Origin of the sequence: Actinomadura flavalba DSM 45200 (assembly GCF_000374305.1) — a bacterium.
Classification (GTDB): Bacteria; Actinomycetota; Actinomycetes; order Streptosporangiales; family Streptosporangiaceae; genus Spirillospora; species Spirillospora flavalba.
Genome location: NZ_KB894094.1, coordinates 138,372 through 153,203 on the forward strand (window position 1 = coordinate 138,372; position 14,832 = coordinate 153,203).

Consider the following 14,832-nt stretch of genomic DNA (forward strand, 5'->3'; position numbering starts at 1 on the left):
ACCCCCTGGGAGGTCGGCGTTGCGTTCCCCCCTCGCTGTCGCCGTCGCGCTGTTCGTCGCGGCCGGATTGCTCACCGGTGTGCCGGCGGCCGTGGCCGCGCCCGCCGACGGGTGCGATCCGATCGACCCGGCGGCGTGCCTGCTGCCGTTCCCGAGCGACCACTACACGCGCGCGGACGCGACGTCGCCGACCGGGCGGCGGCTCGATCTGCACACGACGTTGAGCAACACGCTCGGCGTGCGCGTGAACCCCGCCGAGTGGAACCGCTCGGACGGGTTCTCGCCCGGGTCGATGCTGCTCAGCCGGGTGCCGGGGGTGGACCTCGCGCGCAGCGGGGCGGCGCCGATCACCGACATCGGGGCGTCGCTGGCGGCGGACGCGCCGATCGTCCTGCTGGACACCGAGACCGGGGAGCGGTGGCCGTACTGGGCGGAACTGGACGCCAACGCCCCCGAGGACCGGAAGGCGCTCATCGTCCGCCCGGCGCGCAACCTGACCGAGGGGCACCGGTACGCGGTCGCGCTGCGGGGGTTGCGCGACGCGTCGGGCGCGGTCATCGCGCCGAATCCCGCGTTCGCGAAGATCCTCGGCGGGACGCTGCCGTCCGGCGACCCGCTGGCGGCGCGGCAGCGGGCGATCCGGGGCGTCCTCGGCGACCTGGACCGGCACGGCGTCGGCACCGGCGACCTGTACCTGGCGTGGGACTTCACCGTCGCGAGCCGCGAGGGCCTGACCGGGCCCGCGACGACGATCCACACCGAGGCGCTCGCCCGGCTCGGCGCCCGCTCCCCCGACTTCGTCGTCACCCAGGTCACCGACGACGTCGACGAGCGCATCGCCCGCGACGTCAAGGGGTTCGTGTTCGCGCCGAGCTACCTGGCGCTGCGCGGCGGCCCGCCCGGCGGCGGCTTCCACCGGGGCGCCGACGGCAGGCCGGCGCAGTTGCCGGGCAACACGCAGGTCGTGCCGTTCCAGTGCGAGATCCCCCGTTCGGCGCTGGAGACGCCCGCGCGTCCCGCACTCTACGGGCACGGGCTGCTCGGCTCCGAGAGCGAGGTCGGGGCCGGGAACGTCAAGGCGATGGCGTCCGAGCACGGGTTCGTGTTCTGCGCGACGAAGTGGATCGGGATGGCGAACGAGGACGTCCCGAACGTCCTCACCGCGCTCATGGACGTCACCCGCTTCTCCACCGTCGCGGACCGGCTCCAGCAGGGGATGCTCAACTTCACCTACCTGGGCCGCGCGCTGACGAAGGGCTTCACGCGGCACAAGGCGTTCCAGAACGCGGCCGGGAGGCCGGTCGTGGACGCCTCGGCCGAGCTGGTCTTCGACGGCAACAGCCAGGGCGGCATCATGGGCGGCGCGCTCGCGGCCGTCTCCCCCGACGTGAAGCGCGCGGTGCTCGGCGTCCCGGCGATGAACTACAGCACGCTGCTGAACCGCAGCTCGGACTTCCCGCAGTACGCGCGGGTCCTCGACCTGTTCTATCCGGACAAGCTGGACCAGCAGGTCGCGCTGGCGCTGATCCAGATCCTGTGGGACCGCGGCGAGGCCAACGGCTATGCGGCGGCGCTGCGCGTCCCCGTCCTGATGCACGTCGCGTTCGGTGACCACCAGGTCGCGCCGGTCGCCGCCGACGTCCAGGCCCGGACGATCGGCGCCCGCCTGCACACCCCGGCGATCCGCCCGGGCCGCCTCCCCGACAAGGCCCCGTACTGGGGCATCCAGCCCCTCACCCACCCGCATCGCGGCTCAGCGATGGTCGTCTGGGACAGCGGCTCCCCCGCCCCGCCCCTCACCAACACCCCACCCACCGAGGGTCGCGACCCCCACTCCGATCCCCGCAACAACGCCGACGCCCGCCGCCAGAAGGCCGCCTTCCTCAAGACCGGCGAGGTCATCGACGTCTGCTCCGGCGGCCCCTGCGTCATCGCTCCCTAGCCCACGGCCCGACACGATCCGAAACCGTCGTGACTCGCACCGCCGTCCTGCCCGTGCCGGTCCGGAGGTCAGGTGGCGAGGTGGCGTTCGATGGTCGCCACCTTGGCGTTCAGTGCGTCGGTCACGCCGGGGCGCAAGTCGGCCTTGAGGACGAGGCTGACGCGCGGGGCGCGGGCGGCGACGGCGTCGGTGGCGGCCTTGACGACGGCCATGACCTCGTCCCACTCGCCCTCGATCGTGGTGAACATCGCGTCGGTGCGGTGGGGCAGGCCGCTCGCGCGGACGACCCGTACCGCCTCCGCGACGAGTTCGCCGACGTCCTCCCCCGTACCGAGCGGCGTCACCGAGAACGCGACCAGCATGACGTACCTCCCATGATCGGCTTCCGTACGTCCCACGCTCTCATCCGCTCGGCCCGGACGCGGAGTCAGGCGGCCGGGCGGCGGGCGGGGAAGACCCAGCGGTCGAGCGCCAGGAAGCGGAGCAGGGTGATCATGAGGAAGGCGGCGACGAGCGTGGCCGTCTCGGTCACGCGGTGGACGTCCGGGGCGACGACGTGCAGCAGCGTCACCACGCCCGTCGTGAAGGCGTAGTTGATCGCGAACAGCAGGCCCGCGCGGGTGTGGACGCCGGCGCGCGGGCCGCCCGCGCGGTTGAACGTCCAGCGGCGGTTGGCCTCGGTGTTGGCGACGGCCGTGACGAGCAGCGCCACGAAGTTCGCGCCGACCGGTTCGAGGCCGTCGCGCAGCAGCAGGTAGATCAGCGCGTGCAGGACGCTCGACACCACGCCGATCATGCCGAACGACACCAGCTTGACGAGCAGTTCGGCGCGGGGCTTGGCCAGCACGGCGTCCGGATGGGCGGGGCTCGGCTCCGGCCGGGCGGGCAGCTCGACGGTCGCGCGGCCCGCCGCCATCGAGCGGGCGACGCGGGCGACGCCGCGCAGGTCGTCGAGCGCGGTGCGGACGACGTCCACCCGGGTGTCGACGTCCTCGATCCAGTCGACCGGGACCTCCCGCACGCGCAGCCCGTTGTACTCGGCGAGCAGCAGCAGCTCGGTGTCGAAGAACCAGCGGTCGTCGGCGACCTTCTCCAGCAGGGGCCGGACGAGGTCGGTGCGCGCGGCCTTGAACCCGCACTGCGCGTCGCGGAAACCGGTGCGGAACCCGGCCCGCAGCAGCCGGTTGTAGCAGCGCGACACCATCTCGCGGCGGACGCCGCGCGTGACGCGGGCCCCGTGCGCGAGGCGGCTGCCGACGACGACGTCGGCGTGCCCGCTGACCAGCGGCGCGACGAGCGGGAGCAGCGCGTCGAGGCCGGTGGACAGGTCGACGTCCATGTAGGCGACGATGTCGGCGGTGCTGCCGGACCAGGCGGCGCGCAGCGCGGCGCCGCGCCCCCGGACGTCGATCCGCCGGGCGCGGACCTCGGGGAACGCGGCGGCGAGCCCGGTGGCGACCTCCCAGGTGGCGTCGGTGCTGCCGTTGTCGACGACGGTGATCTGCCACGCCAGCGGGAACGCCGAGCCGAGGAAGTCGTGCAGGGTGCGGACGCAGCCGGGCAGCGCGCGTTCCTCGTTGAGCACGGGAATGACGATCTCGACCGTCGCCACCGGCCGCTCCGAGACAGCGGCGAAACCGGCGGAAACTGGCGATTCAAGCACCCTGATCGACCTTTCGGGAATGCACGAAAAAGCGGGAGAACGTCACGCGCGATGGGCGCGCGCCACCAGCGAAACGCCCGGGAGATGACGCACCGGCAAATACCGTTCGGCGGCGACGACCAGCGACAGCGCCGCGTTCACCGGACGCGGCAGCGCGGTCAGGTCGCTGCCCTCCGACGACCTGCGCCGCCGCGCCGCGACCGGCCGCAGCAGCACGTTCCAGCTCCACATCTCCTCGACGGCGAGGCCGCCCTTCTCCAGCACGGCGTGCAGGCCCTCGCGGTCGTAGCGGCGGACGTGCCCGACCGCCTCGTCGTGCGCGGACCACAGCGCCATGTCGCACGGGACGGCGACCAGCGCGGGCGCGCCCGGCCGCAGCACCCGCGCGATCTCCTCGGCGGCGAGGTGGTCCTGCTCGACGTGTTCGAGGACGTCGAACGCGACGACGAGATCGACGGTGCCGCTCGCGAACGGCAGCTCGCAGACGTCGGCGCGGACGGCGTCGAGCCCGCGTTCGCGGGCCAGCCCGACCGCCTCGGCGGAGAAGTCGACGGCGGTGGCGTCCCAGCCGTGCGCGCACAGCACGCGCGTGTTGCCGCCCCCGGCGGCGCCGAGGTCGAGCGCGCGGCCGGGTTCACCGCAGTCGCGCAATTGCCGGGCCAGCAGGCGCCGCCGCTCGCGGTACCACCAATGGCGGTCTTCCAGCCGGGCGAGTTTCCGGATCTCCGTTGCCTCCATCGGCCACCTCCGCACGCTATCGTGCTATTCCGCGCGACGATCCGCCCGCCGAAAAACCGGACCTGACCAGTTCTTGAGGAAATCGTGGCGCGTTGACGGATGTCATTTTCCGGCCTTCCGGCCATTCCACCGATACGCCTTTCCAACCCGTGGGGGTTCCGTCATGGCGACGATCATCGATCCGGCGCTCGCGCCGCCGGTCACCGTCCATCCGCCCGTTCCGGACGATCCGCCGCGCCCGGCGCGCGGCCCGGCCGCCGCGACGTGGGCCGTCCTGCTCGGCTGCGCCGCGCTCGGCGGGGCCGTCGCGTTCCTCGGCCTCTTCACGCGGCCGACGTCCGACGACTACCGGCTCTCGAACTGGGCGCGCGACCACGGCCCGCTCGGGGCGGCGCGCGTCTTCTACGAGGACGTCACCGGCCGCGTCGGCAACGGGATCGTGCACGGGTTCGCGTACCTCGTGCCCGGGGTGTCGCTCAAGCTCGCCGGGGCGGTCACGTTCGCGGCGACCGCGCTGGCGGTGGCCTGCCTCGCGCACGGCCTGGCGGGGCGGCTCACGGCCCGGCCGCCGCTCCCGTTCGCCGCGCTGGCGGGCCTGTCCGCCGCGACGGTCGCGCTGCTGGCCCAGCCCCGCACCTACCAGACGCTGTTCTGGGCCACGGGCGCGCTCACGCACGTGCTGCCGCTGCTCCTGCTGTGCGCGCTGGCGGCGTTCGCCGTCCGCGCCCGGACGCGCCGCGCCCGCGTCGCCGCCGCCGTGCTCGCCCTCCCCGCCGGGACGTTCCTCGGCACGTGCAACGAGCCGATCGTGTTCGCGGGCGGGGTCCTCGGCGGCCTGTGCCTGCTGACGCACCTGCTGTTCGCGCGGCGCTTCACCTACGCGGCGGCGGGCGCGGCGGCGCTGCTGGCGGGGCTGACAGCCGGGGCGCTGATCGTCCTGACGTCACCGGGACACGCGCAGACGATCGCGCACCGCACGGACGGCGAGGCGCTGATCTCCGCCGGGATCGCCCGCGACACCCTGAACGCCTGGGGCCACGTCCTGGAGGGGACGGTGACCAACGCGGCGCTGCTGGGCGCCCTGGCGGCCGGGGCGCTCGGCGCCCTGCTCCTCGGCCCCGCCCGGCTCGCCGCGCTGGCCGGGCCGGCCCGCCGCCCGGCGCGGCTGGCGTGGGCGCTGGCGCTGCCCGCGCTGACCGTCGTCCTGACGGCGCTGCCGGTCATGTGGGCGCTGCGCGTCGGGTGGGGTGAGCTGGGCCAGCACATCGCCCGGGGCTGGTTCACCGTCACGTTCCTGGCGGTCCTCGCCGCGACCGCCTACGGGTTCGCGCTCGGCGCGGCCCTGGCGCACCTGACGCGCCGCCGCCGCGTCGCCGCCTCGGCCCTGGCCGTGGTGTGCGCGGCGACGGCCCTGGTCACCTGCGGCTTCCTCGCCGAGCACCTGCGCGTCCTGGGCCGCGCCATGGTCACCCGGTCGGTCGCGTGGGACGCCCAGAACGCCGACGTCCTCCGGCAGCGGGCGGCGGGCGCCACCACCGTCACGGCCCGGCGCCTGCGCATCGCGGGCCTGGCCGAGCCGTTCTCGCCGGTCCGCGTCCCGGCCGAGGACTGGGTGGCCCACACGATGGCCGAGTACTACCGCGTCGACCGGGTCGTCCCGGTTCCGGCGAGCCCCTGAGACGAAACGGCCGGGCCGTCCAGCGGACGGCCCGGCCACCCGTAGGGCGGGTGGGACTTGAACCCACGACGGGCGGATTATGAGTCCGCTGCTCTGACCGGCTGAGCTACCGCCCCGTGATCCCCGTGTCGCGCCGAGTCTAAGAGATCGACGAGCGGAAACGCCATCCGGTAACGCCCCGGCGACGCCGTCCCGCGACACGTTCGGCGGCACCCCGATCAAATCGCCCCCCGCCCTTTCCCGCGAACGCCTCCCGGGGAAAGTTGTCACCCGGGTTATCAGTCGCGAGAGCGAAGTTGTGTCATCCCTGAGCGTGAGTGACGCAGGCCACGCGGGGTCGGTAAGGTCCGGCGTATGTCCAGACGAGTAGTCCGTTTTGTTGCTGTTGTTCCCGCACTGTTCGCTCTCGTGTTCGCCGGGGCGTGCAAGGGCGGAGACGACGGGGACGGCGGCAAGCGCGCCGGCGGGCCGGACGCGACGGCCACGCTCCGGCAGTCCGCCCAGGCGATGGGAGCGGTCCAGAGCGTCGCGCTCGCGCTCAGCACCGAGGACAAGCCGCAGATCCCGGTGCGCGGCGGCGACATCAAGCTGCTCAAGAGCGGCGACGCCGAGGGCACGATCCAGCTCGCGCAGGCCGGGCAGACCGTGGAGATGAACCTCGTCGCGCTCGGCGACGCCTTCTACATCAAGGCCGTGACGGGCGGGTGGCGCAAGCTGCCCAAGGCGATGGCCGCGACGATGTACGACCCGTCCGCCGTCCTCGACCCGCAGCGCGGGATCTCCAAGCTGCTGACGTCCGTCAGCGGGGCGAAGACCGAGGCGACCGAGGAGGTCGCCGGAAAGGACGCCCACCGCATCGCGGTCACGCTGCCGCGCGAGGCGCTCGGCGACCTCGTCCCCGGCATCAACCAGGACGTCCCCGGCAAGGTCTGGGTGAGCGCCGCCGACCACCGCCTGCTGCGCGTGCGCGGCGACCTGCCCGCCGAGGGCGGCGGCAAGGCGTCGGTGACGATCGACTTCACCGAGTTCGACAAGCCCTACCAGATCGCGGCGCCCGCGTGACGGGGCGGCGCCGCGTCGCGGTCGGCGTCGGCGGTGCCGTCGTTCTGCTGGCGGCGCTGGACGCCTACGTCGTCACGACGATCCTCGTGACGATCGTCGGCGACCTCGGCATCCCGGTGAACCGGCTGGAGCGCATCACGCCGGTCATCACCGGGTTCCTGCTCGGCTACGTCGCGGCGATGCCGCTGCTCGGCCGGCTGTCGGACCGGTTCGGCCGCCGCTCGGTGATCCAGCTCTGCCTGGTCGTGTTCGCGGCCGGGTCGCTGGTCACCGCGCTCGCCGACTCACTCGTGCCGCTGACGGCCGGGCGCGTGCTCCAGGGCATGGCGGGCGGCGCGCTGCTCCCGGTGACGATGGCGCTGGCCGCCGACCTCTTCGACGAGCGCCGCCGCCCCGTCGTCCTCGGCGCGATCGGGTCCGCGCAAGAGCTGGGCAGCGCCCTCGGCCCGCTGTACGGGGCGGCGCTGGCGACGGCGTTCGACTGGCGGGCGATCTTCTGGGTGAACCTCCCGCTGACGGCGGCGGCGATGGCCGCCGTCCACGTCGCCGTCCCGGCCGGGCGTCCCGAGGGCGACCGGCCCCGGATCGACGTCGTCGGCGGGCTGCTGCTGGCCCTCGGGCTCGGGCTGCTCGTCGTCGCCGTCTACAACCCCGAGCCGCAGGAGTCCGCGCTGCCGTCGTGGGGCCTGCCGGTGATCGGCGCGGGCGTCGCGGTGCTGGCGCTGTTCGTCGTCTGGGAGGTGAAGGCCCGCACCAAGCTGTTCGATCTCGCCGGTGCGCGGCGCGGCCCGCTGTTCGCGACGCTCGGCGTGAGCTTCCTGTCCGGGGCGGCGCTGATCGTGACGCTCGTGGACGTCCAGCTCGTCGCCCAGACGCTGCTGGGCAAGGACGCCCTGGGCGGCGCGCTGCTGCTGGCGTGGTTCCTCGGGGCGCTGCTCGTCGCGGCCGTCCTCGGCGGCCTGCTCGCGGCGCGGTTCGGCGAGCGGTGGCCGCTGGTGGCGGGGATGGCGATCGCGGCCGGCGGCTACGCGCTGATCGCGACGTGGCCCGCCGACATGGCCGCCGCGACCTACGGGCCGCTCCCCCGCATGGACGCCGACCTGGTCGTCACCGGCCTGGGCCTCGGCCTGGTGATCGCGCCGGTGTCGTCGGCGGTGCTGCGGGTCGTCCCGGCGGCGCAGTTCGGGATCGCGTCGGCGATGGTCGTCGTCGCGCGGATGATGGGGATGCTGCTGGGCATCGCGGCGCTGTCGGCGTGGGGGTTCCACCGCTTCCACGCGCTCACCGCCGACCTCCAGCCCCCGCTGCCGTTCCTCATGCCGGACGCCGAGTTCAAGATCGCCATGGCGCGGTATACCGACGCCGTCCAGGACGCGCTGCGCACCGAGTACCAGGAGATCTTCTGGATCACGGCCGCGCTGTGCGCACTGGGCGCCCTGCTGGCCCTCGGCACCGCCGCACGTCCCGTGCGCACCCCCGTCGCCGAGCCGTCACCGGAACGACTCTTGACAGACAGGTAACACGAGCCGCAGGCTGTCACAGCCGAACTGACCCCCGGGTCAGTCAAGGGCCGTGTCAGCACGAGGAGGCACCGATGGAGCCGCTCATCGAGGAAAGGCCCGGGACGACCGTCCGCGCGCGCCTGACCGCGCGCGGGCTGAAGCTCACCGTCGCGCCCGTGCTGGCGTTCTGGCCGTTCGGCCCGCGCGGCCTGCGGCCCGCCGCCGCGATCGACCTGGCCGCCCCGGTCGCACTGCCGACGCCGCGCTGGGCGCGGGTCGAGCCGGTCCGGTTCGACGGGTTCCGCGCCGAATGGGTGCGCGGCCCGCGCACCGACGACGACCGCACCGTCCTGTACTTCCACGGCGGCGGGTTCTTCTGCTGCGGGCTGCGGACGCACCGCCGCATGGTCGCGCGCATCTCGGCGTCGTCGGGAGCGCCGGTGCTGTCGGTCGGCTACCGGCAGCTCCCGGCCGCGCCGCTGGCGGCCTCGGTCTCCGACTGCGTGACCGCCTACCGCTGGCTGCTGGACAACGGCACCGACCCGGCGAAGATCGTCGTCGCGGGCGACTCGGCGGGCGGCTTCCTGACGTTCGCCGCGACGCTCCAGGCGCTGCGCGAGGAACTGCCGTCCCCGGCGGCGCTCGTCGCGATGGCCCCGCTCACCGACCTCGACCACACCGCCAAGCTCGCGCACGCCAACGCCCGGCTGGACGCCTACCTGCCCGCCCGCCGGGTGGAGCGGCTGGCGAACCTGCTCACCGAGGGCGCGGTGCCGCTCGACCCGTCGATCTCGCCGGTGAACGCCGACCTGTCGGGCCTGCCGCCGACGCTGATCCAGGTCGGCTCGACCGAGATGCTGCTGCCGGACTCGGAGCTGATGGCCGAGCGCCTGTCGGCCGCCGGCGTCCCGTGCCGCCTCCAGCTCTGGGACGGCCAGGTGCACGTGTTCCAGGTCTTCGCCGACCTCGTCCCCGAGGGCCTGGCCGCGTTGCACGAGGTGGGCGCCTTCATCCGCGAGCACACCGCGCACAACGCGCGCCGTTCCCACCGCCTCGCCGCGTGAATTGCCCTTTTTGACATAAAGTCCGATTGGACCTCCGGCCTGGGGGAAGGGCTCACTTATCCTGGGGGGACGCCGAGGTCACCCCGGGTACCGGCCGTGGCGGCGCCGAGCGCCGTGGAGTCCGCCGTCGTGGCCGCGCACTCCCCCGATGACCCGCGGCAGAGAGACGGTGAGGCCGTTGCATCGGATGAGCGGACTGGACGCCAGCTTCTATCTCCTCGAAGACGAGAACACGCCCCTGCACGTCGCGCTCGTCGTCGTGTTCGAGGGCCCCGCCCCGTCGTACGGCGACCTGATCCGGCATACCGTCGACAAACTCCCCGGATTCCCCCGCTACCGGCAGCGGGTCCGGTCGGTGCCGCTGCACCTCGGCCGCCCCGTGTGGACCGACGACCCGCACTTCCAGATCCTCTACCACGTCCGGCACACGGCCCTGCCCGCGCCGGGCAGCGACGACCAGCTCCGCAACCTCGCCGGGCGCATCCTCGGCCACCGCCTCGACCCGGCCAAACCGCTGTGGGAGATGTGGCTCGTCGAGGGGCTGACCGACGGCCGCTGGGCGCTGATCGCCAAGACCCACCACTGCATGGTCGACGGCGTCGCCGGCATGGACCTGGCGACCGCCATGTTCGACCTGACCCCCGAGTACGAGCCGCCCGGCGAGCCCCGCGCGTGGGAGCCGGAGAAGCCGCCGTCGTCGCTGGCGCTGCTCGCCGACAGCGCGCAGCGCGGCGTCGCCCGTCCGCTCGGGCAGCTCCGCGACATCGCGCGCGGCACCGGCGCCGTCCGGCGGGCCCGCGAGATCGGCGCGTTCGCGCGCGGCGTCGCGGGCGCGAGCGGCAACCTCGGCACCCGCGCCGCGGCCTCGCTCAACGGACCCATCGGCCCGCACCGGCGGTGGACGTGGCAGAGCATGTCGCTGGACGAGGTCCGCGAGGTCCGCAAGGCGTTCGGCGGGACGGTCAACGACGTCGTCCTGACGTCGGTCGCCGCCGGGTTCGGCGACCTGCTGAACGCGCGCGGCGAGCTGCGGCCCGAGACGATCGTGCGGTCGCTCGTGCCGGTGTCGATGCGCGAGGCCAACGAGCGCGGGCAGCTCAACAACCGCGTCGCGGCGATGCTGGTGAACCTGCCCGCCGGGGAGGCCGACCCGCTGGAGCGACTGCGGGTCGTCCGCGAACGGGTGGACGAGGCCAAACGCGGCAATCAGGTCGCCGGGGCCTACGGCGTCACCCAGCTCACCGACTCCTCGGTGGCGCCCGCGCTGCTGTCGCTGGGCGCGTCGTTCCCGCTGCGGTTCCGCCAGGACCTGGTGCAGACGGTGACGACGAACGTCCCCGGTCCCGACTTCCCCCTGTACGTCATGGGGCGGCGGGCGCTGGAGATGCACCCGTACGTGCCGCTGGCGGCGGGCGTCCGCGTGGGCACGGCGATCGTGTCGTACTGCGGCACGCTGTACTTCGGCCTGTCGGGCGACTTCGACGCGATGCCCGATCTGGAGACGCTCGGCAAGGGCGTCCAGTCCGGGTTCGGCGAGCTGCTCGCGCTGGCGCGGGGCTGACGGCGCGCCCCGGGGACCGGACGGGCTTCCGTCCGGTCCCCGCGCCGGTGCATACTCCCGGCAGAACGGGCAACACTCCTCCGCGTCGGGAGGTGGACGCGATGCGCGGATACCGGCGCCCGTGGCGGGCGCGGCTGGGGCTGTACCGGTCGCCGCTGCGCCGTCCGGTCGACCGCGTCCAGCGGCGCTGCGCGGCCGCGCTGCTGGCGCTCGCGCTCGTCGTCGCGCTGCCGCTGGCGTCCCTGCTGGCCGCGCGCGCGTACGCGACGGGCAAGCGGGCCGAGGCCGCCGAGCGGGCGGCCCGCACGCTGGTGCTCGCGACGGCCGTGGACGCGGGCGCCACGCACGCCGTCAGCGAGCGGTACTACCACGCGTCGGTGAAGGCGATCTGGCCGGTGCCCGGCGGCGCGGTCCGCGAGGGCACGCTGCCCGCGTGGAAGGACGCCGGCATCGGCGACACGCACCCGATCTGGGTGGACGAGCACGGCGCCCCGGCCGTCAAGCCCCGCCCGCACAGCCGCTCGGTCTCCGACGCCGGCTACGCCGCCTCGGCCGCCCTGCTCGCCGTGGCGTTCCCCGCCGGGCTGGCCTACTGGCTGCTGCGCCGCCGCTGCGACCGCCGCCGCGCCGCCCTCTGGGACGCCGCCTGGTCCCGCCTGGACTCCGACGCGGGCACCAGCACGCCCTAGGCGACGGCCTTGCGGCGGGCCGCCGGGACGACCAAGGGCGTTCCCGTCTCGGGGTCGTCGATGACGCGGCACGGCATGCCGAACACGCTCTCGACCAGTTCGGCCGTCACGACGTCCCCCGGGGCTCCCTCGGCGACGAGGCGGCCGTCGTGCAGGGCGACCAGGTGGGTCGCGTAGCGGGCGGCGTGGTTGAGGTCGTGCAGGACGGCGACGACCGTGCGGCCCTGCTCGTGCAGGTCGGCGCACAGGTCGAGGACCTCGATCTGGTGGGCGATGTCGAGGAACGTCGTGGGCTCGTCCAGGAGCAGGATCGGGGTCTGCTGGGCCAGCGCCATCGCGATCCACACCCGCTGGCGCTGGCCGCCGGACAGCTCGTCCACGTAGCGGTCGGCGAGGGCGCCGACGCCGGTGGCGTCCATCGACTCGGCGACGACGCGCTCGTCCTCGCGCGACCACTGCCGCAGCAGGCCCTGGTGCGGGTAGCGGCCCCGGGCGACCAGGTCGGTGACCGTGATGCCGTCCGGCGCGATCGACGACTGCGGCAGCAGGCCGAGGGTGCGGGCGAGCCTCTTGGCGGGCCAGGCGGAGATGCGCTCGCCGTCGAGCAGGACGGCGCCGTCCTTCGGGGTGAGGACGCGGGACAGAGCGCGCAGCAGCGTCGACTTGCCGCACGCGTTCGGGCCGACGATCACGGTGAAGGAGCCGTCCGGGATCGCGACCGTCAGGTTCTGCGCGATGGTCCGCTTGTCGTAGGCGAGGGTCAGCTTCTCGCCGGAGAGCCGTGCGTCGGTCATGTCAGATCCGTCCAGACTTGCGTTCGGTGACGAGCAGCCACACCAGATAGCCGCCGCCGATGAGCCCGGTCACGACGCCGACCGGGAGCTGGGTTCCGGCGAAGGCGCGCTGGCCGATCAGGTCGGCGGCCATCAGCAGCGCCGCGCCCATGAGCATCGACGGCACCAGGTTCGGGCCGGGCGCGCGGGTGAGGCGGCGGGCGAGCTGCGGGGCGACGAGCGCGACGAAGTTCACCGGCCCCGCCGCCGCGGCGGCCAGCGCGATCGCCAGCACGGCCGCCACCAGCACGCCCATCCGGACGCGCTCCACCCCGATGCCGAGGCCCTGCGCGGCGTCGTCGCCCATCTCCAGCATCCGCATCGGCCGCGCGGCGGCCAGCACCAGGAACGGGACGATGAGCGCGAGCGCGATGAGCAGCGGGACGACGTCGGACCAGCCGCGCCCGTTCAGGCTGCCCGCCAGCCACAGGAACGCCCGCGCCGCGTCGATGATCTGCGCCTGGGTGAGCAGGTAGCCGTTGACGCCGGTGAGGATGGCGGCGATGCCGATGCCGATGAGGATGAGCCGCTGGCCGTGCAGGCCGTGCCGTCCCGTCAGGGCCATGATGACCAGCCCGGTGACGATGCCGCCGCCGATCGCGCCGAACGCGACCGCCGCTCCCCCGCCGCCGAACACCACGATCGTCACCAGCACGCCCGACGACGCGCCCTGCGTGAACCCGAGGATGTCGGGGCTGCCGAGCGGGTTGCGGACCAGCGACTGGAACACCGCGCCGCCGAGCCCGAGCGCGGCGCCGACGGCCAGGCCGGTGACGACGCGCGGCAGCCGCAGCTCCTTGACGATGAACGCGTCGGACGGGGCGCCGCCGCCGAGCAGGATCTCCACGACCTGCGCCGGGGTGAGCGGGAAGTCGCCGCTGCCGATCGCCACCACGGCCAGCGCCGCCGCGACGGCCAGGCACGCGGCGCCGACCGTCAGCGCGCGCGGCCGGAACCTGACCGAGAGGTCCCCGGCCCGCAGCACGCTCATGACCGCTCCATCCGTCGCCGCCGCACGAAGTAGAGGAAGAACGGGCCGCCAAGCACGACCGTCACGATGCCGACCTGGAGTTCGGACGGGCGCGCGACGACGCGTCCGGTGATGTCGGCGACCAGCAGGATCACCGGCGCGAGCACCGCGCAGTACGGCAGCAGCCAGCGCAGGTCGGGGCCGGTGAGGACGCGGACGAGGTGCGGCACCATCAGGCCGACGAACACGATCGGGCCGCACGCCGCCGTCGCCGCCCCGCACAGCAGGGTGATCGCGGCGATCGCGACGACCCGCGTCCGCCTGGGGTTCGCGCCGAGGCCGCGGGCGGCGTCGTCGCCCATCGCCATCGCGTTGAGCGGCCGGGCGACGCCCAGCGCCAGCAGCAGGCCGAGACCGACGAACGGCGCGACGCGGGCCACGATCGCGGGGTCTCCGGCGGCGAGGGAGCCGACCGTCCAGAACCGCATCCGGTCCAGCGCGGCGGTGTCGAGCAGCATGACGGCGTTGACGTAGGAGAACAGCGCCGCGCTCAGCGCCGACCCGGCCAGCGCCAGCCGCGCCGGGGTGGCGCCGCGTCCGCCGCCGATCGCGTAGAGCAGGACGGCGACGATCCCGGCGCCCGCGAACGAGAACCACACGAACCCGAGGAACGAGGTGACGCCGAGCACGGAGATCGCGGTGACGACGGCCGCCGACGCGCCCGCGTTGATGCCGAGCAGGCCGGGGTCGGCGATGGGGTTGCGGGTGAGCGCCTGCATGACGGCGCCGCCGAGCCCCAGGCAGATCCCGGCGAGGACGCCGAGCGCCGTGCGCGGCAGCCGCATGTCGTGCACGAGCGTGTACGCGGGCGACGCCGGATCGGTCAGCCCGCCCCAGACGTCCCCGATCGGCAGCGGCCGCGCCCCGACGGCGAGACTCGCCACCGAAACGACGCCCAGCGCGAGCAGCGCCGCGACGAGCCCCGCCACCCGCGCGGACCGCCGCGCCCCGACGGCGCGCGCCGTGGGGGGCGAAGGCGTTTCGACCAGCGTGCTCACACGATCTCCGGACCGGACACCGGCCGGAACGTCCCTCCCGACCAGACGACAAACAGAGGTTAGGTTAACCTA

At 74.2% G+C, this 14,832-nt stretch carries 13 protein-coding genes and 1 tRNA gene; 7 read left to right on the forward strand and 7 right to left on the reverse strand.

The features are described 5' to 3' along the window. The first annotated feature begins 19 nt into the window (after positions 1–19). Positions 20–1,942 carry an acetylxylan esterase family protein gene (locus C229_RS0110115; protein WP_018654954.1) on the forward strand — a complete coding sequence of 641 codons (1,923 nt, stop codon included), beginning with the start codon at positions 20–22 and terminating at the stop codon, positions 1,940–1,942. A 68-nt stretch (positions 1,943–2,010) separates the two neighbouring features. On the opposite strand, the gene C229_RS0110120 is transcribed toward C229_RS0110115, so the two are convergent. The 3 genes from C229_RS0110120 to C229_RS0110130 all read right to left on the reverse strand — a co-directional run bounded on the left by C229_RS0110120 (position 2,011) and on the right by C229_RS0110130 (position 4,343). After that, positions 2,011–2,304: an MTH1187 family thiamine-binding protein gene (locus C229_RS0110120; RefSeq protein ID WP_018654955.1), complete on the reverse strand. Its 294-nt coding sequence runs from the start codon at positions 2,302–2,304 to the stop codon at positions 2,011–2,013. Positions 2,305–2,369: 65 nt separating this feature from the next. Next, positions 2,370–3,554 (reverse strand): glycosyltransferase, encoded by a 1,185-nt coding sequence (locus C229_RS0110125; protein ID WP_018654956.1) that lies wholly within the window; start codon positions 3,552–3,554, stop codon positions 2,370–2,372. A 93-nt stretch (positions 3,555–3,647) separates the two neighbouring features. After that, positions 3,648–4,343: a class I SAM-dependent methyltransferase gene (locus tag C229_RS0110130; RefSeq protein WP_018654957.1), complete on the reverse strand. Its 696-nt coding sequence runs from the start codon at positions 4,341–4,343 to the stop codon at positions 3,648–3,650. A gap of 163 nt (positions 4,344–4,506) precedes the next feature. Here C229_RS0110130 and C229_RS0110135 point away from each other — a divergent pair, with 163 nt between their 5' ends. Further along, positions 4,507–6,021, forward strand: coding sequence for a DUF6056 family protein (locus C229_RS0110135; RefSeq protein WP_018654958.1), 1,515 nt, complete (start codon positions 4,507–4,509; stop codon positions 6,019–6,021). Positions 6,022–6,063: 42 nt separating this feature from the next. Here the strand turns inward: C229_RS0110135 and C229_RS0110140 are convergent. Then, positions 6,064–6,137, reverse strand: a tRNA-Ile gene (locus C229_RS0110140). A 238-nt stretch (positions 6,138–6,375) separates the two neighbouring features. Between C229_RS0110140 and C229_RS0110145 the strand changes: the two genes are divergently transcribed. From C229_RS0110145 to C229_RS0110165, 5 genes are all read left to right on the forward strand, one after another. Next, entirely contained in the window at positions 6,376–7,083 is a 708-nt protein-coding gene (locus C229_RS0110145; protein WP_018654959.1) for an LppX_LprAFG lipoprotein, read from the forward strand. Then, the gene (locus tag C229_RS0110150; protein WP_018654960.1) at positions 7,080–8,603 is read left to right on the forward strand and encodes an MFS transporter; all 1,524 of its coding nucleotides are present in this window, start codon (positions 7,080–7,082) and stop codon (positions 8,601–8,603) included. The genes C229_RS0110145 and C229_RS0110150 overlap by 4 nt, the downstream gene beginning before the upstream one ends. A gap of 74 nt (positions 8,604–8,677) precedes the next feature. Beyond that, entirely contained in the window at positions 8,678–9,649 is a 972-nt protein-coding gene (locus C229_RS0110155) for an alpha/beta hydrolase (RefSeq protein ID WP_018654961.1), read from the forward strand. A 187-nt stretch (positions 9,650–9,836) separates the two neighbouring features. Then, entirely contained in the window at positions 9,837–11,210 is a 1,374-nt protein-coding gene (locus C229_RS0110160; RefSeq protein ID WP_018654962.1) for a WS/DGAT/MGAT family O-acyltransferase, read from the forward strand. 101 nt (positions 11,211–11,311) lie between these two features. Then, positions 11,312–11,899: an Rv1733c family protein gene (locus C229_RS0110165; RefSeq protein ID WP_018654963.1), complete on the forward strand. Its 588-nt coding sequence runs from the start codon at positions 11,312–11,314 to the stop codon at positions 11,897–11,899. On the opposite strand, the gene C229_RS0110170 is transcribed toward C229_RS0110165, so the two are convergent. From C229_RS0110170 to C229_RS0110180, 3 genes are read right to left on the reverse strand one after another with little or no spacing between them, the layout of a single operon-like run. Then, entirely contained in the window at positions 11,896–12,693 is a 798-nt protein-coding gene (locus tag C229_RS0110170; protein WP_018654964.1) for an ABC transporter ATP-binding protein, read from the reverse strand. The genes C229_RS0110165 and C229_RS0110170 overlap by 4 nt on opposite strands. A gap of 1 nt (position 12,694) precedes the next feature. Continuing rightward, positions 12,695–13,723: a FecCD family ABC transporter permease gene (locus C229_RS0110175; protein ID WP_018654965.1), complete on the reverse strand. Its 1,029-nt coding sequence runs from the start codon at positions 13,721–13,723 to the stop codon at positions 12,695–12,697. After that, the gene (locus C229_RS0110180; RefSeq protein WP_018654966.1) at positions 13,720–14,760 is read right to left on the reverse strand and encodes a FecCD family ABC transporter permease; all 1,041 of its coding nucleotides are present in this window, start codon (positions 14,758–14,760) and stop codon (positions 13,720–13,722) included. The genes C229_RS0110175 and C229_RS0110180 overlap by 4 nt, the downstream gene beginning before the upstream one ends. Positions 14,761–14,832: the final 72 nt, after the last annotated feature.